The organism is Nocardia sp. NPDC051833 (assembly GCF_040681225.1).
Lineage (GTDB): Bacteria > Actinomycetota > Actinomycetes > Mycobacteriales > Mycobacteriaceae > Nocardia.
In genome coordinates this window covers 79,127-102,771 of the sequence record NZ_JBFAYK010000007.1, presented here as the reverse complement: position 1 = coordinate 102,771, position 23,645 = coordinate 79,127, and the positions used below count along the sequence as shown (strand labels likewise).

Genomic DNA, 23,645 nt, shown 5'->3' with positions numbered 1-23,645 from the left:
CTTGTGAGCTGGCGATACCGTTGGCAAGTTGGCTTGCGTGTGGTGAGGAGAAGGTGGGATGGCGGAGCCGGGGGCCGTGCTGGAAGCCGATCTGGCGGATCGGGCGTCTCGGTTGTTCCGGTTCCTTGCTCGTGTCCAGGGGGTCGGCGGTCACGCGATCCTGGATGCCGACGATCTGGGGACGGTGGAGTGGCTCGGTGAGCTGCCGCCGAGCGAGGCTGTCCGGTTCACCCCGGGATCGGAGGACAAGCCATTTCTACGGTTGGACAAGGTGCCTGTCTCCCCACCGATCGGTCCACCCGACCAGCAAGTGCGTGGCTGGCTCATCCCCGGAAGGTTTGACGATTACGCCGCCGAACCTCGCGTGCGTACCGAGCGGGTGAACGCCGACGGCGTGCAGGAAAGACTCGCCGACCATCCCGAGATCGCGGAGCGGTTCGGTGAATGGCTGCGGCGGTGGCAGACCTGGGCGGAACGGGCCCGGATCGAAGAACCGGCGCATCGCTGGTATCGGTCGATTTACCGAATGTATTCCGACGTCAACGCCTCGGCGGAATCCAAGGAAGCGGTGCTGGCGCTGGGCTGCGTCGTGTGGCGGCGGCCCGGTACAGGGACCATTCGCCGGCATGCGCTGACTATGCCGGTGAAGTTCGAATTCGACACCGACTCGGGAACTTTGACTGTTCGTCTCGACCTCGATGCCGGCCGCGCGACGATGGAACTGTCCGACTTTCTCGATCCCGGCGAAATCATCGATCCGGCACTGTTGCGCACAGTGGAACACGAGTTCCTCAGTGGTGTGGACCCATTCGATCATGATGTGATCGCTGGTCTCATGCGGAGGCTGCTGCACAGTCTCGGCCCGGACACGGACTTCCGTGACGAGATGACGCCGGCTGCCGCGACATCGGACCCGGTCGGCTACTACGCGCCGGCGTTGATCGTCCGCTCTCGCGGTAAGCGGGGGCTGACTCGCGTCCTCGATACCATCGCCGACCGGATTCATGACCAGCGCCGCGTGCCGGCCGGATTGCGCAACCTGGTCGATCCCGCCTACACCGCTACCGCGGAACTTCCATCGGACAACGGCGCAATGGTCCATGACGGACCCGACAGCTTCCTGCCCCTGCCCCTCAACGCAGTCCAGCTGGCGATCCTGCAGCATGTGGACTGTCATGCCCACACGATCGTGCAGGGCCCGCCGGGCACCGGCAAGACGCATACCGCTGCCGCACTGATCACGCACCTTCTCGCACAGGGAAAGCGGGTCCTCGTCACCGCGCACACCGACCGGGCTTTGGCTGAGGTGCGGGGAAAGCTGCCGGTCCAGATGCGGGATCTGTGTGTCTCGGTCGCCGGGGCCAGCCGGGACAACTTCGACGATCTGAAGCTCTCGATGGAGCGAATCGCGGCGGCGGCCGACGACCACGATGCTCCGGGCGCCCGCCGACGTGTCGAGGCGTGCACTGCGCGTGTTGCGGAATTGCGAGCGGCTCGTGCGCGGGTAAGTCAGGAGCTGCTTCGCCGGCGCGAACAGGAGGTGGCGCACCACGTCGTTGGCCCGTACCAAGGTACGTTGACCGAACTGATCCAGCGCCATCGATCGGAGGCAACACGATTCGGCTGGATGCGGGGGCTCGCCGAGGTCGGTGTCGGTGCGGCCCTTGCGGTTTCATCTGCTGTAGCCATCGAGTGGCGAACGCTCCTGCTCGACGACTCGCTGGCGGACCCCGAGGCAGCTGCACCGCAGTTGCTCACGGTGCACGATGTGCCGCCGGTTGCGCAGGTTGCTCAGTGGTGCGCTCGGCTCGCCGGTGCGACGGAGCGGGTCGATGCTCTGGTCGCGTCGGGGACGCGGTCTCGGATCGATCAGATCCGCGCGCTCACCCCCGCCAGCCGCGGTGAGCTGATGGCCACGGTGCGAAAGGTGCATCGCGAGCTCGAAGAGCTGGCCGGCAGCCGTGACGGGTGGGTTCGCGACGCAGTGGCCGACGTGGCCAGAGGACGGGGCGGCGTCTGGCACGGCCGACGCGTTCGGCTGGTCGAATTGCTGGAACCCGCGGTGGCTTTGACGAGTCAGCTCGGCATCGCCCAGGTCCGTGTGGCCGGGGGGGACCGTGCTGCGCTCGTCGCACTCGCCGAAGCGGTCCTCAGCAACATCGAGAAGAACGGTGCGTTGAAGCTGCGCCCGGATGGTGCGCCGAAGGTAGGGCTGACGACCAGCCGGGTCGTGAAGGACGCGTCGCTACTGTTCGAACAGGTTCGGGTGGATGGCCGAATTCCGGTCACCGTTGAACAGCTTCGTTCCTTTCTCGATTACGAACAGGTCGAGCGGCTCGTCGAGCAGCTCGACGAAGTATGGACCGGATCAGGGGTGGTCGCCGCGGCACCCGGCAGCGTGTCCGTGCGGTTGGCCCACCATCGCGAACACGCGGACCAACTGCGCATACTGCTCACGGTCGGTGCCGAATTGGTCGCCGCGGGTCAGCAATTCCGTGGATACGGCATGGCCGAGCCGGACTGGTCGGATCGGATCGCGCGCATCGCGCTGCTCGCATCGTTCGACGCGGCCACCGCTATCGACGAGCAAGTCGCGGTCTTCGAACTGTTCGACACAGTCGCCGCGCGGGTAGACAGGCTGCGCTATCAGCCCGGTGCGACCGCGAATCTTCATGCGCTGCACAAGTCGCTGGTTCATCGGGACCTCGAGGCCTACCAGCGTGCGCATACGCGGTTGGCCGAGCTGAACGCGCTACGCGCGCGATATGCCAGGCGTGGCGAACTGGATGCCCGGTTGGCGGTGACGCTGCCGAAACTGCACGAAGCCGTGACCGCCACCGCGGTGTCGCCGGTCTGGGACCAGTACCTCTGCGATCTCGACAAGGCCTGGGCCTGGGCGATGCTCGGCACCTGGCTCGACGATGTCGACACCGAGCCGGCGAACGATCTGTTCGATCAACTCGACGACATCGAGGCCGGGTTGCGCGAGGAAGCCACGCAGCTTGCCGTCATCAAGGCATGGGACAAGGCCGTCGCCCCCGAACGGCTCGGGCCGGGAACTCGCACGGATCTGCGCCAATATGCCCAGCTCGTCCGGCGCTACGGCAAAGGCACCGGCGTACACGCTGACCGCAGGCGGCGCGAGATCCGCGACACCATGGGGCGGTGCCGGTCGGCGGTGCCGGTGTGGATCATGCCGATCTATCGGGTCGTGGAACAGCTCGACATCGAGCCTGACATGTTCGACGTGGTCGTAGTCGACGAGGCCTCACAGGCCGGCGCGGAAGCCGTCTTTCTGCAGTATCTCGCGAAGCGCATCGTCGTCATCGGCGATGATCGACAGGTTTCGCCCTCCGGTGTCGGCGTGAAGATCGAGACGGTCCGTGGGCTGGCTGAGCAGTACCTCGCCGACAACCCCCACATCGCGAGCTGGATCGACACCAAGCGAAGTCTGTTCGATGACGCTGGAATGCGTTTCTCCTCTCGGCTCACGCTGGTCGAACACCGCCGCTGCGTACCGGAGATCATCGGGTTCTCCAACAAGATCGCTTACGCGAAGGACGCCAAACCGCTCATCCCGGTCCGGGTCTACGGCAGCGACCGTCTCCCGCCGATCCGGACCGAATATGTGGCCGATGCCGTCAGCACCAAGAGCAACGTGAACGAGGCCGAAGCCGATCGGATCGTCGCGCGGGTGCTGCAGTGCCTGGCGGATCCTCGCTATTCCTCCAAGACCTTCGGTGTCGTCTCGTTGCTGGGAGCTCCCCAGGCAGAACTGATCTGGAACAAACTCCTGCTCGTCGTTTCGCCTGAGGAAATCGACCGGCGCCGACTGCGGTGCGGTGATGCGGCGGACTTCCAGGGAGCTGAGCGCGACGTCGTCTTCCTGTCGATGGTGAAGGCTCCGGGGCCGGATTCCCGATTGGTGGCGCAATCGGCCGAGTCGGTGATCCAGCGGTACAACGTAGCGGTGTCGCGTGCGGCCGATCAGCTGTGGCTTTTCCATTCGGTCACCCTCGACTACCTCGGCAATCCCAACGACCTGCGCTTTCAGCTGCTCGACTACTGTCTGTCGACCGAAGAGTCCTCGGCGCCCGAGGAATTCGAACTGCCCACACCGGTGCGGGAGGACCGGCTGGTGTCGCCATTCGAGTCGATATTCGAGCAGCAGGTGTTCAACCGGATCGTGGCGCGTCGCTACCGCGTGATCGCTCGCTACGACGTGGGTGTACATACGCTCGACATGGTGGTGGTCGGTGGGCATGGACGCGTGGCGGTGCTATGTGAGGGAGATGGGTGGGGCGGGCCCCAGTCCTACCAGCAAGCGCTGACCTGGCAGCGGGATCTGCAGAGGTGTGGGTGGCCGTTCTTCCGGGTTCGCCGTTCGGCGTTTGTTGCCGACCAGGAGCTGGCGCTCGCACCACTGTGGGAGATGCTGGATTCGATCGGGCTGGCACCTGTTGCCGACGAGCCGGTGATCTCTGCGGCAGCGGGATCCCTGCCTGCGCCCGTGTCAGGTTCCGCTTCGGTGCAGGAACCGGTTGTTCCGATGACAGTGGAACAGCCTGCTTTCGTGCCGATTCCGTTGACGGAACTGCTCGACAGCTATGACTGGCTCAAGTCGGATGTCGACCAGCCCGATGCACAGGCGGCTGGATACGTCACCTCTGAGGCCGCCCGGTCGACACCTGACGGAGCTGGATCGACTCCGCGGTCGTCGGATGAAACCGCATCAGTGGATGGCGGTGCAGGTGCGATTGCTGAATATCGTTCCTTCACAGAACCTGTGGCAGCGGCGAGGGCTGGGCACAATGTGGCCTCGGTCAAGGCGGACCTGCTGCGCGTGATCGATGTGGAGGGGCCGGTAACTGCAGGCCGCCTCACCGCGATCCTCGGCCGGGCCCGAATCGAGGACGACGATCGTGAGCGGTTCCCCGTGCTCATCGATCGAGCCCTCGAGGCGGCCGTTGCGCAGGGCCTGCTGGTCGCCGACGACTTCCTCGAACTCGGGCGCCCGGAATGGGTCAGCTACCGGACACCAACGCAGCCGGTGACACGGTTGCGCTTGCTTGGTGCGCGGTCGATCGAGCATGTCCCGGGACGTGAGCTGGCCGAAATCCTCAGCCACAGTGCTGAATCCACGGGGTGGAGTGATCGCGCCGCACTGATGCAGCGCGCCGCTTCGGCGCTGGGACAGGGTCAGCTGAACGATCGGATGATCGCGATGCTGGCCATCGTGCTGCCGAAGGCCGAAAGTGCTTTCAGCGCGCACTAGAGCAGCGCCTTCGGGGTGGTGCCGCGGAGGAAGGCGGCAATTTGAACGAGCCGATACGGAGGAACCAGGACTCCGTCCAGATCCGACATCAACTCGTACATGGCGCCGATCGGATCCTCGGTGGTATCAGCCCACAGTGTGATTCGCTCGGCGGCCGCACGCAGTCGCTGCGGGTCCGCGTGTGACGCTGTTCCCAGTAGAAGCAGATCATCGCTGTCGCCACCGATTTCAGCGAAGACGAGCCGATCGTCCCGGGCAGCATCCTCCGCAAGCATTCGGAGGTCACCAGGGTCGGTGCAGCCGATGAGATCGCCTACCTCTTCGCCGGTCGCGATCTCGCCGAGGTTCGTGAGTTCGGTCAGAAGCGCGGCAAACTCTTCACCTGCTTCGGAACTGCTGCTCTCGGCCGAGCTGGAGTCACGTCCTGTGACGCCTCTGGAGTCCTGCGCCGGCCGAGTCGGTGGCTCGATGGCCGGTTGCGACCCTGCCGCCGACTGCAGGTTCGGCTCTGCTGGCGGCGCAGGTGTACGGGCCTCGTCCTGCGACGGCGCAGGCTCGCTCTTGGCTCCGGGACGGGGTACAGACCCGGATTTCGGCGGTGATGAACGCGGGTTCGGCACCTGCCACATGCGAAGGAAATCGGTCAGCCCAGCAGGATTTGTTCGCATGGTCTCTGCAGCCAACGAACCTATCGACGCCAGTACGCTCGCGCCGTCCCTGCTGGGGTCCTCGACCGAACCTGAGACGAAAACGTTGACAACGAGCGGCTTACGGGGAGGGCTACCAGGGCGAAGAACGCGGCCGAGGCGCTGGATCAACTGCGTGCGGTTGCGGTGCTGGGAGAGCAGGATTGCGATCTCTGCGCCAGGGACCCGGATGGTCGGATCGAGGACACGTTGCTCGACGAGAACCGCGAGTGATCGATCGTGCAGTCGATCGGTCATCGCGGCCCGCTGCGCGCCGGATAGCGCCGTTGCGGTCGTGGCCGCCGGTATTCCGCGGGAGGTCAGCCTGTGGTGCACCTGTGACGCCGACACCGGTCGCTCGGTGAATAGGATCGTCTGGGTGGCGGTCAAGATCTCCGCGGGTAGCGTGTCGACAAGATCGACTTTCGCCCGGCATTCGGCGAGGAGAGTAGCGCGTTCGCTGACCGCGGTCAGATAGCGATTGGCGTGATGGGCACCAGAACCACGTCCGGTGGCCAGTACATCGACGAACTCCTCGAACTCACCCAGTTTTCCGGGCGCACCGTAGCTGTCGATCAGTGTGTCGTACTCGCGCTCGACCAGAGAATCCAGGTGGGTAAGTCGTGCGCGTTCCTTGGCGTCCAGCTCGACGCCGACCTGGATCACCGTGATCGGTGCGAGTAAGGCTTCCGCGTAGGCAGTCGGGTAGTCGCATCCCGTGATCGAGGGACCGAAGTAGGGGGCCAGCCGCGACCGCATGTCCTGATCGTCACGATCCAGCGCGCGGGTGAGCGCCAGGCGTGTGACGAACTGGTCGGTGAGTATTTGGGCGAATATGCCTCCGGCGTATCGATCGAGGTCATCGACTACGAGAAGTGCATTCGAACACTGGGTGGCCGAGGCAATCTGACGTAGCCGGGTGATGGTCGAAGCCGTGACGATTGCGACCTGCCAGGTGCGCTCGGATCCATGGCGCGGATTGGCGCCCAGGCCCGCGACTCGGCAGTCCGGTGCGTACTCGGCCAACATGTCGAGCCACTGATCGCGGCCTGCGTCGTCGGCGACGAGGACCACTGCCGGAGTGCTGGATGCAACGGCGTCGATGACCGCACGGACACCGAGAACGGTCTTTCCTGTGCCGCCGACCGCTTCGACGATCCCCTTTCGTCCATTGCGCACCCACTCCGACAGTGCACGCTGTTGCCAGGGACGGAGTGACAGCTCTGCGCGGTGCGGTGTCGGCGTCGTGGAATCCGGCTGGTCAGGGGACAGTGCGGTTTTCAGCGCCCACCGAGGCGGAGACATCGAGCCGACCTGTTCGAAGACCGCCCATTCGGCATACAGCACGCGATTGACGACCGAGCGATTGACGCCTGGCTCGGCCAACGCCTCGGCGATCTCCGGAGCGGACAGGTTGGGCTGAGCACGTAGCAGGTCGACGATGAGATTTGTCAGCTCGTTCCCCACCCCGCACCGCCTTCCCGCTTCGGCCACACGGCCACGAAACGAGAGTAGCGGCTCGGCCGACGACGCGAGGTCCGTGCACCGGGCAATCCTGAATATGGAGTAGGGATCCCAGGACAACCCGATAGTGCAATGATAGGCAGGCGAAAATGGCGGGTTTGCTGCAACCCGAACCTGGGTAGCGGTGGGTGACGTGGAGGGGCGATGCCGGACACGTTCGTCTGGGACGAGGCGGGAAACGAGGAGTTTCGGCAGGCGCGGCGGCTGGAGCAGGTATCGCTGTTCGCGGAGCTCAATCTCGACTACGACGAGATCGTGCGCACCCGTGACCTGCTCGGCCAAGTGATCCGCGAACACCGACGCCGGCTGGGCCTGCCCCGATTGCTGGACAAGTTTCCCGCGTTGACACTGACGACATTGATCGGGCACGCGGGACTCGACTACGAACAGGGCAAGTACTGGGAGAGTTTCTGGTCGGAGCTCGACCTTGCACGTGAACAGGAATTCGAAAACCTGCTGCGAGCGCGGCTCCCCGTGTACCTGCGCAAGTTCAAGATGCGGGAGTTCCCCGATCTGGGTACTCAGTACGTCCAAATGATGGCGGTCCACGCCGGGGTTCCAGTGCATTGTCTCGGCGACCTGGTCGATGTCATCGAACAGCACGTTGCGCAAGGTCGTGATCTCAGCGGGGCGGCGGTCTTCGAATGGCTGACCCAGCCCGGGCTGGAGTACCGCATGAACGAACTGGACGTTCCCGTGCGCAACCTCCTGAAGTACGGCGGTGAGGTCGCCGTCGACATCGTCGACCGGATCATCGAGTTCGCCGGCTACACCCGGGAGCATCCCGACTTCGCCAATGACCTGGGTCTCGACACTGCTACCACCGGCATCCCGAGCCTGCTGCTCGAGGCCTTGATCGAGCGCTGGGAGGAGCGGCCGTTCGGTGAAGTCGCCGCGATTGCGGGCCGGTCGCCGCGAACGCGTCGACCAGCGCTCGCTTACTCCCGAACAGATGATCAGATCGTTGTCGAGGTGCCACACCCGACCTCGGGCGCCGAGTTCCCGTGGCTGGTTTCGTTCGACGGCGAGACCACCATGGTGACGACTCGCCGCGGTTGGGGTCTGTCGGCGGAGGATGTGCAACCGCCGACGCCAGTACCGGTGTCGAGGCAGGTCAGGGAGGTGACTCTGCGTCACCAGGAATCGGGACAGCACCACCGAATCTCCCTCGTGGACAAGTCCGATCCGCTGCTGATCTTCGATGAGCACGGCCGCCACCTCTCGCGTCACGTGGCATTACCCCGTGGTGAGGTGGTGGCTGTGCACCCCGCCCGAGCGACCATGCTCGATGCGCACTCGAGCGTCGAAATCGAGCACACCGTGGAAGCGACACCGGTGGGCTGGCGCGAATGGGTCGCGCGGGTGTACGACCTGACCGACACCGATGCCGTGGTACTACGAGATGACACTCGATCCGGCACAGTGCGGCAGGTTCGGCGAACCGGTTCGGCACGGCTGTCGCTGCCGGAACCTGTCGAAGGCCTGCACACGCGGTCGGGCCTGTCCGTTTATGCCGCGCGGCCGACTGTAGATTTGCCGGCGCACGCAGTAGATCCGATGGAGTGGCGAGTGCGCGTGCGACACTCGGGCACCGTCGGTTGGCTGGCCGACGAGATCTGGGAGTCTGATACCGAACCGGTGTCTCTCGACCCGTTCGACGGGATGGCAGCTGGGCTGCTCGGTTTGTTCGATGTTGTCATCAGCGGCCCACTCGGCCAGGACATCCGGAATAGCGTATTCCTGGCCGAAGGCCTCCTGGTGGAGCACGCCGCCGAATTTCGAATTCCGGTTCAGGATGGACTGGCACCGACGAGCGCGACCTTGATCGCGGCGGCGCCCTTGCGCGTCGATCGCTCACAGATCGAGTTCGGTGCGGTGGATCGCGAAACGAGCATCATCGTGACTTCGGGAGCGGCCTCCGAACGGCTGGTGGTGCGTCCGCCTGCGATTGAGCTACGCGTAGACCCGATCGGGTCAGTGGCAAACTGGCGCACTGTGGCACCAGTGCTCACCGCGGACGATATGGCCGAATACATGATCGTGGCGGCGAGGGTACCGGGTTTTGTCGAGATCGACATGGTGCTGACCGATGAGCATGGCTCGGTCCGGCAGACTGCGTATCCGAAGTCGTTGCGGGAGAACATCTTCCAGCTCGGCACCCGCGAATTCGCTGATACGGCACGGTCGATGCGCAGATCGCGGGTCGTGTTGCGCATCGACACCGTCGATGGATCGACCACAGAGGTCACCCTTGCGCGGATCCAGCCGCGCAGATTGTGCGCTGGCGTACACCTCGAGGGTGCCGACCTGGTATTCGATGGGGCAACCGACACTGATCTGGCGGCTTTCGTGTGGCCGCTCACCGCACCATGGCGGGCACCCATACAAGTTGAGCTGGTCGACGGAAGAGGCACTTTGCCGGCCGAATTCGTCGGTGCGGGTTCGCTGATCGTGCAGGTGTTCGTCGATGACCCATGGTCGGTGATCACCGCTCCGGACTATCCGGACGAGACAGCCGACACCGTGGATCAGCCCGGCTGGATGCCCGACGATGACCTCGGCCGCGTCGAACTTTCCCGGTTCCTGGCTGGGGCTGGTGATCTCTCCGCAACGAGCTCAGCAGTGCCGGAGGCGTGGACCGTGTACGCCGGTGCACGCAGCGGGCTGGGGCTTCGGTCGGTGGGCCGTTCCGCATTGCTCGAGGTCCTACGCGCCGACCCCCGATCCTCGATCGAAGCACTGGATCGCAGCGCCATTCCGCGGAACGAACTCGCCGCGCTGCTGATCAGTAGCGGGTTGATCGATCAGGATCTGTCCTCCCCGATCCGGGGCGAGAACGTAACCGATCCGTGGCTCGGATGCTTGGTCGCAATTGCCGACCTACCCTACTTCGCATTGCATCTCAACGGCGCCGTGCCGGGCTCGGAACTACGCGCCGACCTGGCCAATTACGGTGGTGAGCAGCTGCTGGATCTACTCACCGGTGATGCTCGCTGTGCCTACTCCGATATCTTCGACGCGGACACGGTGCCGTTGCACTTCATGCCGGAAGAACAGTTCGCGGCGCTGAAGCAGGCCTGCGAAATAGTGCCCGCCGCACTACTGGACGCAGACACGCGCCGGAGCGCGGTATTCGAGGCGTTCGCGCAACGAAGTCAGTGGCAGGACGACCCTGCACGGGTGTCGATGACTGTGCAGTCGGCGGAACTGATGCCACTGCTGCGCAGGTCATCGGCATCGATCTATGACGTCGTCAAGGCACGCAACGAAGCGCTGACCGGTGCCGACACAACTCGGTTTCCTTGGTTGCTGGTGTCGATGCAGTCGTTGCTGTTCGCCGCGGTGGCACGACTGAGCGCGCGATCGATGGTCCGTGGCTGGTCGATGCCTGCACCGATGCGTGAGTCCTGGGCGCGTCTGGCTGAACTGTGCCCTGCACTGGTGTGTACGGACGTGCTCATCGCCGATGCACTCGCCTTGTATGCCATGCACCAAGACATCGTCAACAAGATCGGAGAACCACGGTGACCGAGCGGCTCGACCCCCTCGCGGCCGGCGCAGACATCGAGGCCGGTTACAAGCGATACCTGAAAACGCTCCTGGCACCACGAGATCCGCGTCTGGCGGCCGCATTCGACCGTGCCGTGGATGATACTTCCTTGCTGGTCAAAGGTCCGCTGCTCGAGCTCACTCCGCCCTACGCGGCGGGGGCCACGCTGCGATCGCTGATCGCCGAGGGTGTCCTGCACCCGGAATTTTCCGAGTTCGCCGAGACCATAGCGCTGGACCGACCGTTGTATCGGCACCAGGAGACTGCGGTGCGTAAAGCTGTCGCCGGCCGGAACCTGGTGGTGAGCACGGGAACCGGGTCGGGAAAGACGGAGAGCTTCCTGCTGCCCATTTTCAATGAGCTGGTCGCACAGAGGGCGGCCGGTGTTCTCGGCCCGGGTGTGCGGGCGCTGTTGCTGTATCCGATGAACGCACTGGCCAACGATCAGTTGAAGCGTTTGCGTCAACTCTTGGCTGGATCACCGGACATTACCTTCGGCCGATACACCGGCGAAACCAAGCAGCGACGTGCCGACGCCGAAGCCGCGTACGCGTCGATGTTCCCCGGTACCGAGCGACTTCCGAACGAGCAGCTCAGCCGGGAAGAGATGTGGGAGTCCCCGCCGCACATCCTGCTCACCAACTACGCGATGCTCGAATACCTGTTGCTGCGTCCGCGCGATATCGAGCTGTTCGACGGAAAGCATTCTGGAACCTGGCGGTTCGTCGCGCTCGACGAGGCACACGTCTACGACGGGGCCCAGGGCAGCGAAGTAGGGTTACTGTTACGTCGGTTGCGTGACCGGGTTGGGGGCGATCGCCCGCTGCAGTGCATCGCGACCTCGGCGTCGTTGTCGGGCAGCACCGACGGCAAACAGGGGGCCGAGGCCACCGCGTTCGCGCAGAAGTTGTTCGACGCACCGTTCGAGTTCGTCGACGGCGAGCCTGCGAGACAGGACCTGGTGACAGCAACCCGGATGCCGCGCAGGCCCGAACCCACTTGGCAACTCGACGACGACAAACTGATGTTGCTGGCCGAGCCCGACGCGGACCTGGGCTGGGTCGGCGCGAACGCACCATCGGGCGACGTCGCTGACGCACTCCATGCCGAGCGCCGTACTGCCGACCTCAAGAAGTACGCAGCGTCGGGTCCGAAGAGCGTGGCTGATCTCGCGGCGAAGATATGGCCGAACGACCGTCGGGCAGTGACCAAACTAGAGGCCTTGGTCGCACTCGGATCGAAAGTGACTGGTCACGAGGGCACTCCGGTGTTGTCGGCCCGCTACCACCTGTTCGTCCGGGCCACCGAAGGTGCCTATGTGAGCTTCACCGACACAGAGCCCACCGTGTTGCTGGGGCGGCACGAAGTCGATCCGGTGACCGGACGAGCGGTGTTCGAATTCGGTACCTGCCAGCGATGCGGCGCCGTCCACCTTGCCGGCCAGCCCGAATCCGACGGCGTTCGTGAATACTTCCGCCCCGCCAAGCGGGATTCCAAAGTGAAGTGGCTGGTACTCACAAATAGTGAGGCAGTCGATCTAATCGATGAGGACGATGCAACGCTCGACGAAGACCAAGGTCCCGGGCGTGGAACGGGGATCCGGGCACTGTGTGCGGGCTGCGGCAGGCTCAGCAGCGGGCCAGGGTCGTGTGGTGCAGACTGCCCAGGTGGACCGGCGCTCCGGGTTCGTGAACATCCGGTAGCGCAACGAATCATGAGTAAGTGCACCGAATGCGGTGCCCTGTCGCGGCAGGTGATCCGGCGGCTACGGACCGACACGAATGCCGCCCCGGCGGTGATCACTACTGCGCTCTATCAAAACCTCCCGCCGGCCGACGACGAGACAGCCGAGAACGTCGGTGGCGGGCGCAAGCTGCTGATGTTCTCGGACTCGCGCCAGCAGGCCGCGTTCGCCGCGCCCTATCTAGAGCAGACCTACGGTCGAATGCTCGAGCGTCGGTATCTCGCCGAGGTCCTGAGCCGAGCCCAGCACTCCGGCGAATTGCTTTCCCCCGAAGACCTCGCCGACGGTGCTCGGGCAGTCGCTGTCCGCGCCGAACACTTCGACGAGCGGGCCACCGGCACCACGCTCAAGCGAGCCGTGAATCCCTGGGTGATGGCCGAGCTGATGGCCATGGATCAGCGACTGTCTCTCGAAGGTCTCGGGCTGATGTCGGTAGGTCTGTTCCGGCCACGGAAGGCCAAGATACCTAGCGGATTCGCCAAGATCGGGCTAACCGACGAAGAGTTCTGGGGGTTGCTCAACGAGCTCGTGAAGACCATTCGGCTCCAGGGTGCGATGAGCCTACTGCCCGAAGTCAACATCAAGGAGTCGATATTCGAGCCGCGAGCGAGCCAGATCAGGGTTCGGTCACGCAGTTCAGACCGGGACCGCCGCATCATCAGCTGGCTGCCGGGTGGAAAACCGGGCACGACGAACAACCGGATTCTCCTCGTGCGCAAGGTGCTGGCTGCGGTAGGAGCTTCGGCTGATGCCGAGCTCGTCCTCGATGGTTGCTGGAAATTCCTGTTGGAGAATCGATTTCTCGCCGAGGAACACGACCGGATCGCGGGTGTGCTGTATCAGCTGGACCAGGAGCAACTCCGAGTTCGCCCCGGCCTCGACTGCTTGTGGTTTCAATGCGCTGCCTGCCGTAGGTTGACCGCGCACAACATCCGTGATCTGTGTCCGCAGGGCAACTGTGACGGCACCCTGATCCCATTCGAGTTGCCGCCGTTGGGTGCCGACACCAACCATTACCGCACGGCATATCGCACGCTGGCCAAACTGCCTCTCAGTGCACGCGAGCACACTGCACAATGGGAGGCCACTGCGGCAGCGGAAGTGCAGCGTCGGTTCGTTTCCGGTGAGGTGAATGTCCTGTCGTGCTCGACGACTTTCGAGCTCGGCGTCGACGTGGGTGATCTGCAGTCGGTGATGTTGCGCAACATGCCACCCAAAACTGCGAACTATGTGCAGCGTGCCGGCCGCGCGGGTCGCCGCGCCGCCTCAGCCGCGCTCGTGGTGACCTATGCCAAGCGCAGCTCGCATGACCTGTCGAAGTTCCAGAACCCGGAGTCCATGATCGCTGGGCGGATGCGGATTCCGTGGATTCCCATAGAGAACGCGAGAATCGGCCGCCGTCATGCACATTCGATCGCGCTCGCGGCCTACTTCCGGCACTGCTACGATCGCGACGGCGAAGAGTGGCATACGGCAGGGCAGTTCTTCACACCTGCCGAGGGGTTTCAACACTCCGCAGCCGCGCGCCTTCGGGAGTTCCTCACCCCGGTCCCAGACGCCGTGTCGGCCTCGTTGCGAGCCGCTCTGCCGGGAAAGATCCAGCACGAGATCGGCATCGATGACCACACATGGGTCGGGCATCTGTGCGATCAACTGGCCGATGCCGAGAACGACATCCGTTCCGACATGGCCACGTTCCAAGAGCTGATCGATCAGGCCAAGCGAGAAGATCGGCTAGAGCTCGGTGCCCGACTGCAGAAGACACTGCGAACTATCAGCGACCGCCAGCTCCTCGGCTACCTTGCCAACAAGAATGTGCTGCCGAAGTACGGGTTCCCGGTGGACACCGTGGAATTGCGGACCGCTCACTGTGAGGGCAACGTCGGTGCACGGCTCGAGCTTTCCCGCGATCTCGGGCAGGCCATCTACGACTACGCTCCGGGGAACCAGGTGGTGGCCGGCGGCAAGTTGTGGACTTCACGTGGTCTGCACAAGCTACCGAAGCGGGAGCTGGAGTCACTCCAGTACCGGGTGTGCAAGGAGTGCAATCACTTCGAATCCGGCCACGTGCTCGACGGCAGCCCAATCTGCCCGAACTGTGGTACCGAGTTCGGACAGACCAAGCGATGTGTGCTGCCTGAGTTCGGGTTCGTGGCGGATCGCAAGCCCGATGACGTGAAATCCGAACCGCCACGGCGCTCATGGTTCGGCGCCAGCTATGTGGAGACCATCGGTGAAGCCATCGAGCTTCCGCCTTGGCGATCGGGTACCGGTGTCGAGGTGCGCGCGCTCTCCGGCACCCGAGCAAGGCTCGCCGTGATCGGCGAAGGGGCGGGCGCAGGTTTTGTGCTGTGCGCGTGGTGTGGCTGGGCGGATCCGATCGGTCCGAACCGTGCGAAGACGAAATCCCATCAGCGTCCCGCGACAGGCAGCGAGTGTGCCGGCCCGCTGGAGATGGTCTCGCTGGCCCATCGGTACGAGACCGACGTTGCAGAGATCACCTTCTCGTCGGAATTCGTCTACACGCCAGAGTCCGAGGCACGGTGGTTGTCTGTGCTGTACGCGCTACTCGAAGGAGCATCCGAGGCGCTGGAAATCAGCCGCGACGACATCGACGGCACACTCTCGTGGAGTGCCGACGGGCGGCGCAGCATCGTGTTGTTCGATACTGTTCCCGCCGGGGCGGGCGCGTCGAAACAGATCGCGGCCGAACTCGATCGGGTCCTGCGCGTCGCTGCAGAACGCGTGTCCGAATGCGATTGTGGCCCTGAGACCTCGTGCTACGGATGCTTGCGGTCGTTTCGCAACGAGCGCTATCACGACAAGTTGTCCCGGGCAGGTGCGTTGGCCATCTTCGATGGACTCGGCCTCACCGGTATCGATTCGCAATCGACTACAACACACCGGGACCTGGAGTGGGTGGGGGTATCCGATGCAGTCGGGATACTGCTCGACGAGCTCGTCAATGCGGGAATTCCGCAACCCGAGATCGGCATCGAGGAAGGCCGGCACTACTGGCCGGTCGAACTCGCTTGGCCCACAGCGAAAGTCGTAGTTGTCGAAGGCCTTGACAACGACCGCGATTCGGGGCTGAGCGAGGACGGCTACCATGTGGTCCCCGTGGAGGCCGCCGACGCCGCCGAACGGGTCGGTGCGCTGCTCAAGCGCGGTGATCAGTAGCACGGATGCGAATTTGGACGCTGCAAGCTCCGGAAGTGGTGACGACGTTGCGTCAGGTCGATGTCTATCGCGCCGACTGGGACCTGGTAGTCAGCAATTGGCGTGGTGCGTACGCCGACATGGTGGCGGAGATGGGGCGGCGGGGGATCGACTGTGGTGGGGCGCCGCCGGTGTGGTGCTGGCCAGGGCGGGCGTGGCGGCGTGGGGCTGTTCGGTCATCGGCGAGCATGTTGCTCGGTGATCATGAATGGGCACACGGTCGGTGGTTGTTGAAGCTTGATGTGCCTGCGGAGGTGTCGCTGGCGACTTCGTACGCGGTGTGGAACGAGTATCTCGGCTACGCGGCTGGGTTTCAGGACCAACCGGAACAGATGGATTGGTCCGGGCGGAAGACATGGGAGTTCGACGAGATTCAGGTGTGTGTTCCGGAATTGCGGCGGGAGTGGGTGGTGCGTGCTCGGCCGTACTCGCCTGATGCGGACACCGTTGCTCGGATCGAGGCGGATCCGGTGTTGCGGGATCTGTACGTCCCGACTCGTAGTGGGCTGTGGAGCGGAACGATTCGGGATCGCCAGGGAAGTGCTCGGTTCGGTTAAGGACAGACCACATCACGGTCTGCGTAGTTCATGTGTGGCGCCCGCCGAATTCCCCAGGGATGCAGCGTGTCTCGACTCATTGGCCGAACGAGTACCGAAGGTTCGCGTTGATCTAGGTGTTCAGGCGATAGCGGAGGTGACCGATCGCGGAGTCGTCGAGGTTCGGAGTGTCGATGTAGAGGGTCCAGCGGAGGTCTGTGCCACCTCGGCCGTCCGTGGGGAGGTCGAAACGGACACGGGCCGTGGTGTGTTTCGGCCACAGTGAGCTCCAGATGACGAGGTCGGGATCGTTGTGCTCGAGGATGGTCGGGCGTTGTTCGTCGGAGAGCAGGATCAGCCAGGGGCGGGTCGGGTCGCGGTCCGGGTTTGTCAGTGCGGCATAGACGGCGTGGGGTGGGGCGGGTTGGTTGCGCTTTCGGCTGCCTATGGGGTGCATGGCGCGGATGGTAGTGGGGAACCACGGTCGGGCGTGGTGACCGCGGTTCGTCGGTGGGTCAGGTCGACAGGGCTTCGGCGATGTTGGTGTGGCCGCAGCGCGCTGCTTGGGGTGCGAGGAGGGTGCGGAGGCGGGGTGGGAGGTCGGAGTTGATGGCCGCCAGGGAGTTCCAGATTTCTGGGTCGGTGGTGGTGAAGGATGCGACCAGGGACTCGAGGTGGTCGGAGCCGTCGAGGAGGGTCAGCGAGTGGGCTCGAGCGGTGGGGTCCTGGCGGAGGACGATGCGGATCAGGGTGTTGGTGGCGCCGGCGGCGGGGGTCGCGGTGAGGGCGGCGTGGAAGTCGGGGGTGGCGAGGGTGGCGATGGTGGTGGCGAGGTGGTCGTGGGTGTGGGGCGGGAGGGCGTCGACGAGGGGGAGGGCCGCGGACCAGAGGTTGTGGGTGGCGGCCGTGGTGACGGCGGCCGACAAGGTGTCCGGGCGGTGCATGACGGGGAGGGCGGCGAAGCGGCGGCGGTCGGGTTCGTCGAAGGCCAGTGCTACGGGGATGAGGATGTCCCAGTGGTCGCCGGTGTGGGCCTGCTCGATGAGCGCGGTGAGTGCGTCGTCGGGCTCCGTGGAGATCCGGGCGGCGACGGTGTGGAGCTGGGCGGGTGACAAGTGCTGGGCGAGGGGGAGCAGGTCGAGCCAGAGATCGTGGGTGAGCGCGAGGTCGACGACGCCGGTGAGGACGGCTGGGTCCTGCATGAGTGGGCGTTCGACGAGACGTTGCAGGGCAGTGGATTCCATGCCCGCGGCTACCGGGAGGAGGGTGTCCCAGGCGTCGATGTCGGTGACGGCGGTGAGTAGGGCGTCGAGGATTTCGGGGTCTTGATCGGCGACGACATTGCCCAGGTGGGAGCGTTCGGTGGGGCCCAGGAGGTCGAGGAGGGCGATGGCTTCGGGCCATTGGTTTTCAGCGGCGGTGGCGCGGATCATGCCGGGGACGCGGTCGGTGACGATGGTGAGGAGGCGGTCGGCGGCGTCGGTGTTTTCGAGGTAGTAGCCGACGTGGAGGAGGTCGATGTCGGCGGCGTGGGGGAGGGCGGCGCGCAGGACCTGGTCGGGGACGGCGCCGGCCAGGCGGCCCATGGTGAGGTAGTCGCCGCGGGCGATGAGTTCGCGGGCGGTGGCGGCGGCCATGCGGTCGGGGACTTCGGCGATGAGGGCGGTGGCGCGGCGGGGGTCGAGGGTGACAGTGGCGTCGGCGAGGAAGGTGGGGGAGAGGGCGCCGGCGATGGCGACGGCGCGGGCGGGGTCTACCGAGCCGGCGATCGCGGCGGCCAGGACGGGGCCGAAGGCGGCTTCGGTGATCTTGGCGGCGATGGGGGCGGGGATGAGTTTGGCAGCGGCGCCGATGCGTTGCATGCGGCGGGATTCGCGGTCGGCGATGGTGGTGGTGATCTGGTCGCGGAACCGGCGCAGGGCCTCGGGTGGGAGGTCGGCGAGGAAGTCGAGGTCGGTGGAGTCGCGGCGGTCGAGGATGCGGGCGAGTTTGGCGATCTCGGCGGTGCTGTGGTGGGTGGTGGTCACAGGCCGAGCACCTTCTTCACTGCGGGGCGGGCGAGGCGGGGGATCAGGCGCATGCCGGAGTTGACGGCGTCGTCGAGGGCGGCGCGGCGGGTGTCGAACGCGGCGCGGACGTAGGTGTCGAGGAGGGCCAGTTGCTCGGGGGTGAGGTTCGCGAATTCCGGGGGTGGTGGGGCGCCGAGTGTCGCGGTGAGTTGAGCCAGGGCATCCGGCACGGACCTTCTCCTTCGCTGCGGTGTTCGGCAGAACGTACTGCCGGTACGAATTGCGATACTGCCGGTCCGGAAGGGGAATGTAAAGCGGGCTGGTTGGGTGACGTCGCAGTGCTGGCGGCTGCTGGACCTGGCCAGCGTGGCGGAGAAGCATTCGATCATCCAGGTCGAACCAGGCGATCGCGGCTGGTCGTACTTGCGGTACGTGTACGGTGTGACGGGTGACCAGACCGAGCCGTCGACCGCCGCCGGTGAGCCGGGATGCCATCGTCGACGCCGCCATCCGGGTGCTCGATCGGGACGGGCCGCGGGTCAGCATGGACTCCTTCGCCGCCGAGGCGGGGATCACCAAGCCGCGGTTGTATCGCCAGTTCACCGACAAGAGTGATCTCTACACGGCCATCGGCAACCGGTTCGCCGATACCGCTTTCGCCGCGACCGGCACCGATCTGACGCTGCTGCTCCAGCCGCCGCGTGCGGCGATCGCGCGGGCGCTCGGGGACTACGCCGTCGGGATTCTCGACCATCCGAATGTGTTCCGGTTTCTGGCGCAGGCGCACGCCGGGACGAGTGGAGAAGGGTCGACCGGGCAGTACGACCTCAGCAGTGCGGTCGCGGCTCGGTTCACGAAAAGGGCGCGGGTGGTGGCGGATTCGATTCCGTTGGACGCCGAGGGGATCGAGTATCTGGCGCGGGCGATCGTCGGGGTGATGATCGCGCTCACTGATCTGTGGTTGAGTGAGGACGAACCGGATTCGGGTGAATTCGTCCGGCGGGTAGGGGAATTGGTGTGGGGGATGATCGATGCGTTTTTGCGGGGGCGTGGGGTGGAGGCGGCGCCTGATGTGCCGATCTTCGTCACGCTGGCGGCGTTGAACGCGGAGCCGGAGTAGCGGTTCGGGAGGCTTGTCAGCAGGCAGCTCGGAGGAATACCCGGTGGGTACCCGTTCCGTGGTCGTGGACCACTACCCATCTGGTTGCGGCCAGGCTCGGTCCGTCCGAGTGCTCGCTTCCGGTGCTGGAACCGAGTCGATCGGCGTCGCTCCAGTGCAGATTCCAGTAGGTCGGCACGCCGGTTCGAACCAATCGAGTGCCGATTCGTGCTTGAACTCGGCGATCTCGGCCGAGTGTATGTCGACGACTGTTGTCGATACCTGGTCGTTGAAGAAACCCTGCTCTGTGCATTCACGGAGTTCGGTGCCGGCGGGGAACACCATCTCTCCACAGACGGCTATCGCCAGCAGGTCCGCTTGGCGTTCGAGCAGCCGACGATGGTTACGAGCATCCATCCGAGGACGGCGATTCGTGTCGTCACGCTGCGGCGAGAGCGGTGAGTTCGAGGGCAGTTCAAGGCAGTTCGAGTGGGGTGCTGCAGGAGACCGTCTCCGGTCCGGTGGTCGAGACGCTGTACAAGGGCTCGCCGTCGATGTCGCGAGGATCTGGGTCGGCTGTCGACGAGAAGCCCAAGCAGAACGAGATCAGGTACGGAGGGGCGGTGAGTGGTGGTAGGTGTTCCGTCGCCGACGGTCCTTCCTGGTGGATCACGCGCAGTGGTAAGGGCACGTGGATGGTGTCGGTGAGGGTGGATTCAGGTTCGATTCGGGACGCCAGGGGCGGCGGTAGTGGCATCGACCTCGGTACGAGGCAGTTCGGCGATCGGTACAGGAGTGCTCGTTGGCTGATCTCGACAACACCGTCAGTGCGCGGTACGACGAAGTGTCTCTCGCGAGGTGTGGCCGCGCCGGTGTCCTGCTGGATTCGGTTGAGCACGTACGCGGTACTGGTCCGGTTGTTGGTTGCGGTGTAGTGGATGATCAGTTCGGTCGGGGCTATCGCGAAGTCCACCGTCAGCCCGAGCTTTTCGTCCCACTGCGCCGGGGCAGGTTCGCACCAGTGATTTTGGTTTCCGTCGATCGGAGGTGGTGGAGAGGTGGCTGGAATCCCCGTGTATTGCGCAGTCGAGTCCTGTCCCGGGGTGCATCCGGTGAAGAGAAGAATCGACGACACGAGGAGGACGCGTCGCGAGTTCACAGGCTACCGATCAGTCCTGTTGCACATCGCCGAGCACCGTTGTGACGAAGCGAATCACCTGGAGATTGTCGATGCCGCTCGGCTCTGCCCGGTTGATGGCATTGAGTAGTAGATGCGCGATACGGTCCGGCTCGTTGTCCCATTCGTCCTTGTCGTATCCGAAGTCGGCTGTGATTCCGTAGCTTTCGCGGAGTTCCACCGCGAGAGCGGCGATTGCGTCCAGCCGGGTCGCGCCGGGGCGCAGGCAATGTAGACCCGGGCCTTCGAGATACCACCGGCATCCAGCCGGCGGCGCCTCGTCGGCAATCGCGGAGATCCGCGCCTCGTCGTTGTTCCAGTCGAAGAACACGGTGAAGGGGTGCAGGTGTGTGCCGCTCGTGTCGACGAGGATGAGGTCGCGCGCGATCTGGTACCAGCGATCGGGATCGACCAGTTTCGCGATATCGAACGTCGCGGCGCGTAGGTCCTCGACTTCCACCTCGTGTCCGCAGCTACTGCGGATCCGCCAGCCTCCATCGACGGGAGTAATTGTCGCGATCTCCGGCACGGCGGCAATACTGCCACAGGGAGGACCTGCCCCGGCTGTTTCTCCTACTCGGGCTACGGGGCTGCGTCCGCGAGGTTCCCCGCAAACTCTGCGGCCGGTGGACAGAGGTACTTGATGCTCGCTCCGGCGACGACCTCCATGGAATGGAAGTCGTCTGCGCGCGTGTTCGGCAGCATTGCGCTGCTGATGTCTCCACGTCCGCTGTATATCTGGTTGCAGATCCGGCGGCCCTGGATGGCGAGGTCGGTGTCGGAGATGCCGGTTCGGTCGACGCCGGCTACCTCGATCGAGTGCAGAAATCCGGGGACATCCTCGGTTTGCGCGTCGATCTGTCCTTGGACCCAGGGGTCTGGACGTGGAGCGGCACCGGCCGTTCCAGTGGTGAGCATGACGCCGACGGCGAGCGCGGCAAGGAGCGGCGAAACACAGTGACGTGCTGGCAACATCACGTCACTCTACCCGCGCTCCATAAATGCTTCGGGCGGGCTTTCGGCCGTTGTATCGATGAAGGTCTGGTGCGCACCGGCAGGCAAAGTGGTCTGGACCGGATCGTTGTATGTTCGAAGAAGTTCGGCGACCGATCAGTGACCCGGCCCCCAGCGACCCGCGGACGGTCGGCGGCAGGTTCCGCTCTCAGTCACGTCATTGTGACGATCGTGGCTAAGCGTCGCTCGACAGTGCGGACGCTACCTCGTCCAGGCCGCAGGTGCGGGCTTGGACGACGAGGAGTTTGCGGACGCGGTCGGGGAGTTCGTCGGTGATCGCGACGAGGGTTTCCCAGGCTTTGGCGTCGCCGCCGCCGAGGAGTTCGACGAGGGAGTCGAGTTCGGGGAGACCGTCGAGGAGGGTGAGGACGCGGGCTCGGGGTTCGCCCTCGACGATCAGGGCCAGGGGGAGCATGGTGGGGGCTTCGGGGCTGGCCAGGATGATGAGGTCGCGGAGGGCGGGGTCGGGTTCGGCGAGGACGCGGGTGGCGATGCAGCGCTGTTGGGCGGGGTCGAGGTGGCGGACAAGGGGGAGGAGGTCTAGCCAGAGGCCCTGGGCTAGGGAGATGTCGGAGACTCGTTGCAGGGTGGCGGGGTCGTGCATGACGGGGCGTTGGGCCAGGCGTTGGAGGCCGGTGATGGCCATGCCCGCGGCGACGGGGAGGAGGGCGTCCCAGGCGTCGAGTGTGGTGACGGCGGTGAGGAGGCCGTCGAGGATCTCGTCGTTTTGTTCGGCGACGATGTCGGCCATGCGGGCGCGTTCCTCGGGGCCGATGATGTCGAGGAGGGAGATGGCGTCGGCCCATTTCTCCTCGGCGTACATGGCGGTGACCATGCCGGGGACGCGGTCGGTGACCATGTTCAGCAGGCGTTCGGCCTGGGAGCTGTCCTCGAGGTGGAGGCCGACCTGGAGGATGTCGCTGTCGGCGGCTTGGGGGAGGGCGGCGAACAGGATGGAGTCGGGCATGGCGCCGGCCAGGCGGCCCATGGTGAGGTAGTCGCCGCGGGCGATGAGTTCTTGCGCGACCTCGGCGGCCATCGCGTCGGGGACGCGGGCGATGACTTCGGCGGCGCGTTTCGGGTCGAGGAGGACTGTCGCGTCGGCGAGGAACTTGGGGGACAGGGATTCGGCGATGCCGACCGCGCGGGCGGGCTCGACGGCGCCGGCGACTGCGGCGGCTAGGGCCGGGCCGAGTGCCTTCTCGGCGACCAGTGCGGCGATCGGCTTCGGGACGAGTTTCACGGCGGCGGCGACGCGCTGCATGCGCTGGACGTCGCGGCCGGACATCTCGTCGCTGACCTGGTCCCGGTACGCCTTGATGGCCGAAGGGGGTTGCGTCATCAGGAAATTCAGTTCGGCGGGGTCGACGCCGAGGACGCGGGCCAGCTTGGCGATCTCGGCGATCGTGTGTCGCACGCTGCTCATAGTCCTAGGACCTTTCGGACGGCGGGGCGGGCCAGACGGGGGATCAGGTGCATGCCCGCTCCGAGGGCGTCGTCCATGGCGGCCTTGCGGGCGGCCAGTGCCGATTCGGTGAGGGTGTGGAGGTGGGTGAGGTCGGCGACGTCGAGGGTCGCGAAGTCCGCCGGGGGAGGGGCTCCGAGGGTCGCGGTCAGCTGGTCGAGGCGGTCCGGCACCGGCGGGCTCCTTCGATAGTGTTGGGGCAGTGGCGATTACACGATAGCTGCGGAAAACCGCTGTCGCCTCTTAGGCAGGCGGGCATCGCCGTGCGCGCGGCGTTCGATTGCGATGCCGACGAAGGTAGCGCGCTGTCCGAATCGTTGATCGGGAGCCTTCGGGATTCACCCTCC

At 65.1% G+C, this 23,645-nt stretch carries 15 protein-coding genes; 6 read left to right on the top strand and 9 right to left on the bottom strand.

The window, feature by feature from the left end; translation table 11 throughout:
• Positions 1–58: 58 nt before the first annotated feature.
• The gene (locus tag AB0L91_RS33090; protein ID WP_365016627.1) at positions 59–5,275 is read left to right on the top strand and encodes an AAA domain-containing protein; all 5,217 of its coding nucleotides are present in this window, start codon (positions 59–61) and stop codon (positions 5,273–5,275) included.
• On the opposite strand, the gene AB0L91_RS33085 is transcribed toward AB0L91_RS33090, so the two are convergent.
• Complete coding sequence (locus tag AB0L91_RS33085) at positions 5,272–7,428, bottom strand: DEAD/DEAH box helicase family protein (protein ID WP_365016625.1); 2,157 nt, start codon at positions 7,426–7,428, stop codon at positions 5,272–5,274. The two genes, AB0L91_RS33090 and AB0L91_RS33085, sit on opposite strands and share 4 nt — an antisense overlap.
• Positions 7,429–7,629: 201 nt before the next feature.
• Here AB0L91_RS33085 and AB0L91_RS33080 point away from each other — a divergent pair, with 201 nt between their 5' ends.
• The 3 genes from AB0L91_RS33080 to AB0L91_RS33070 are packed head-to-tail and all read left to right on the top strand — an operon-like array spanning position 7,630 to position 16,555.
• Complete coding sequence (locus tag AB0L91_RS33080) at positions 7,630–11,013, top strand: hypothetical protein (RefSeq protein WP_365016623.1); 3,384 nt, start codon at positions 7,630–7,632, stop codon at positions 11,011–11,013.
• Positions 11,010–15,959, top strand: a complete 4,950-nt coding sequence (locus AB0L91_RS33075; RefSeq protein WP_365016621.1) for a DEAD/DEAH box helicase — start codon at positions 11,010–11,012, stop codon at positions 15,957–15,959. The genes AB0L91_RS33080 and AB0L91_RS33075 overlap by 4 nt, the downstream gene beginning before the upstream one ends.
• Positions 15,960–15,964: 5 nt before the next feature.
• Positions 15,965–16,555 carry a hypothetical protein gene (locus tag AB0L91_RS33070; protein WP_365016619.1) on the top strand — a complete coding sequence of 197 codons (591 nt, stop codon included), beginning with the start codon at positions 15,965–15,967 and terminating at the stop codon, positions 16,553–16,555.
• A gap of 112 nt (positions 16,556–16,667) precedes the next feature.
• Here AB0L91_RS33070 and AB0L91_RS33065 read toward each other — a convergent pair whose 3' ends face one another.
• The 3 genes from AB0L91_RS33065 to AB0L91_RS33055 are packed head-to-tail and all read right to left on the bottom strand — an operon-like array spanning position 16,668 to position 18,773.
• Entirely contained in the window at positions 16,668–16,991 is a 324-nt protein-coding gene (locus AB0L91_RS33065) for a hypothetical protein (protein ID WP_365016617.1), read from the bottom strand.
• A gap of 58 nt (positions 16,992–17,049) precedes the next feature.
• Entirely contained in the window at positions 17,050–18,561 is a 1,512-nt protein-coding gene (locus AB0L91_RS33060; protein ID WP_365016615.1) for a hypothetical protein, read from the bottom strand.
• Positions 18,558–18,773, bottom strand: coding sequence for a hypothetical protein (locus AB0L91_RS33055; RefSeq protein WP_365016614.1), 216 nt, complete (start codon positions 18,771–18,773; stop codon positions 18,558–18,560). The genes AB0L91_RS33060 and AB0L91_RS33055 overlap by 4 nt, the downstream gene beginning before the upstream one ends.
• 218 nt (positions 18,774–18,991) lie before the next feature.
• Here AB0L91_RS33055 and AB0L91_RS33050 point away from each other — a divergent pair, with 218 nt between their 5' ends.
• Both AB0L91_RS33050 and AB0L91_RS33045 read left to right on the top strand, forming a co-directional pair.
• The gene (locus tag AB0L91_RS33050; protein ID WP_365016612.1) at positions 18,992–19,663 is read left to right on the top strand and encodes a TetR/AcrR family transcriptional regulator; all 672 of its coding nucleotides are present in this window, start codon (positions 18,992–18,994) and stop codon (positions 19,661–19,663) included.
• Between the two features lie 207 nt (positions 19,664–19,870).
• Positions 19,871–20,104, top strand: coding sequence for a hypothetical protein (locus AB0L91_RS33045; protein ID WP_365016610.1), 234 nt, complete (start codon positions 19,871–19,873; stop codon positions 20,102–20,104).
• A 13-nt stretch (positions 20,105–20,117) separates the two neighbouring features.
• Here the strand turns inward: AB0L91_RS33045 and AB0L91_RS33040 are convergent, their stop codons facing one another.
• The 5 genes from AB0L91_RS33040 to AB0L91_RS33020 all read right to left on the bottom strand — a co-directional run bounded on the left by AB0L91_RS33040 (position 20,118) and on the right by AB0L91_RS33020 (position 23,471).
• Positions 20,118–20,801 (bottom strand): hypothetical protein, encoded by a 684-nt coding sequence (locus AB0L91_RS33040; protein ID WP_365016608.1) that lies wholly within the window; start codon positions 20,799–20,801, stop codon positions 20,118–20,120.
• A gap of 10 nt (positions 20,802–20,811) precedes the next feature.
• Entirely contained in the window at positions 20,812–21,348 is a 537-nt protein-coding gene (locus AB0L91_RS33035) for a hypothetical protein (protein WP_365016607.1), read from the bottom strand.
• A 53-nt stretch (positions 21,349–21,401) separates the two neighbouring features.
• Positions 21,402–21,794: a DUF732 domain-containing protein gene (locus tag AB0L91_RS33030; protein ID WP_365016605.1), complete on the bottom strand. Its 393-nt coding sequence runs from the start codon at positions 21,792–21,794 to the stop codon at positions 21,402–21,404.
• A 214-nt stretch (positions 21,795–22,008) separates the two neighbouring features.
• Complete coding sequence (locus AB0L91_RS33025; RefSeq protein ID WP_365016604.1) at positions 22,009–23,259, bottom strand: hypothetical protein; 1,251 nt, start codon at positions 23,257–23,259, stop codon at positions 22,009–22,011.
• A complete protein-coding gene (locus AB0L91_RS33020) occupies positions 23,256–23,471 on the bottom strand; it encodes a hypothetical protein (RefSeq protein ID WP_365016602.1) in 216 nt (71 codons plus the stop codon). The genes AB0L91_RS33025 and AB0L91_RS33020 overlap by 4 nt, the downstream gene beginning before the upstream one ends.
• Positions 23,472–23,645: the final 174 nt, after the last annotated feature.

Bases quoted from the DNA above. Each gene is read 5' to 3' on its own strand.
- AB0L91_RS33090 (WP_365016627.1), top strand. From the start codon at position 59: ATGGCGGAGCCGGGGGCCGTGCTGGAAGCCGATCTGGCGGATCGGGCG.
- AB0L91_RS33080 (WP_365016623.1), top strand. From the start codon at position 7,630: ATGCCGGACACGTTCGTCTGGGACGAGGCGGGAAACGAGGAGTTTCGG.
- AB0L91_RS33070 (WP_365016619.1), top strand. From the start codon at position 15,965: ATGCGAATTTGGACGCTGCAAGCTCCGGAAGTGGTGACGACGTTGCGT.
- AB0L91_RS33065 (WP_365016617.1), bottom strand. From the start codon at position 16,991: ATGCACCCCATAGGCAGCCGAAAGCGCAACCAACCCGCCCCACCCCAC.
- AB0L91_RS33030 (WP_365016605.1), bottom strand. From the start codon at position 21,794: ATGTTGCCAGCACGTCACTGTGTTTCGCCGCTCCTTGCCGCGCTCGCC.
- AB0L91_RS33025 (WP_365016604.1), bottom strand. From the start codon at position 23,259: ATGAGCAGCGTGCGACACACGATCGCCGAGATCGCCAAGCTGGCCCGC.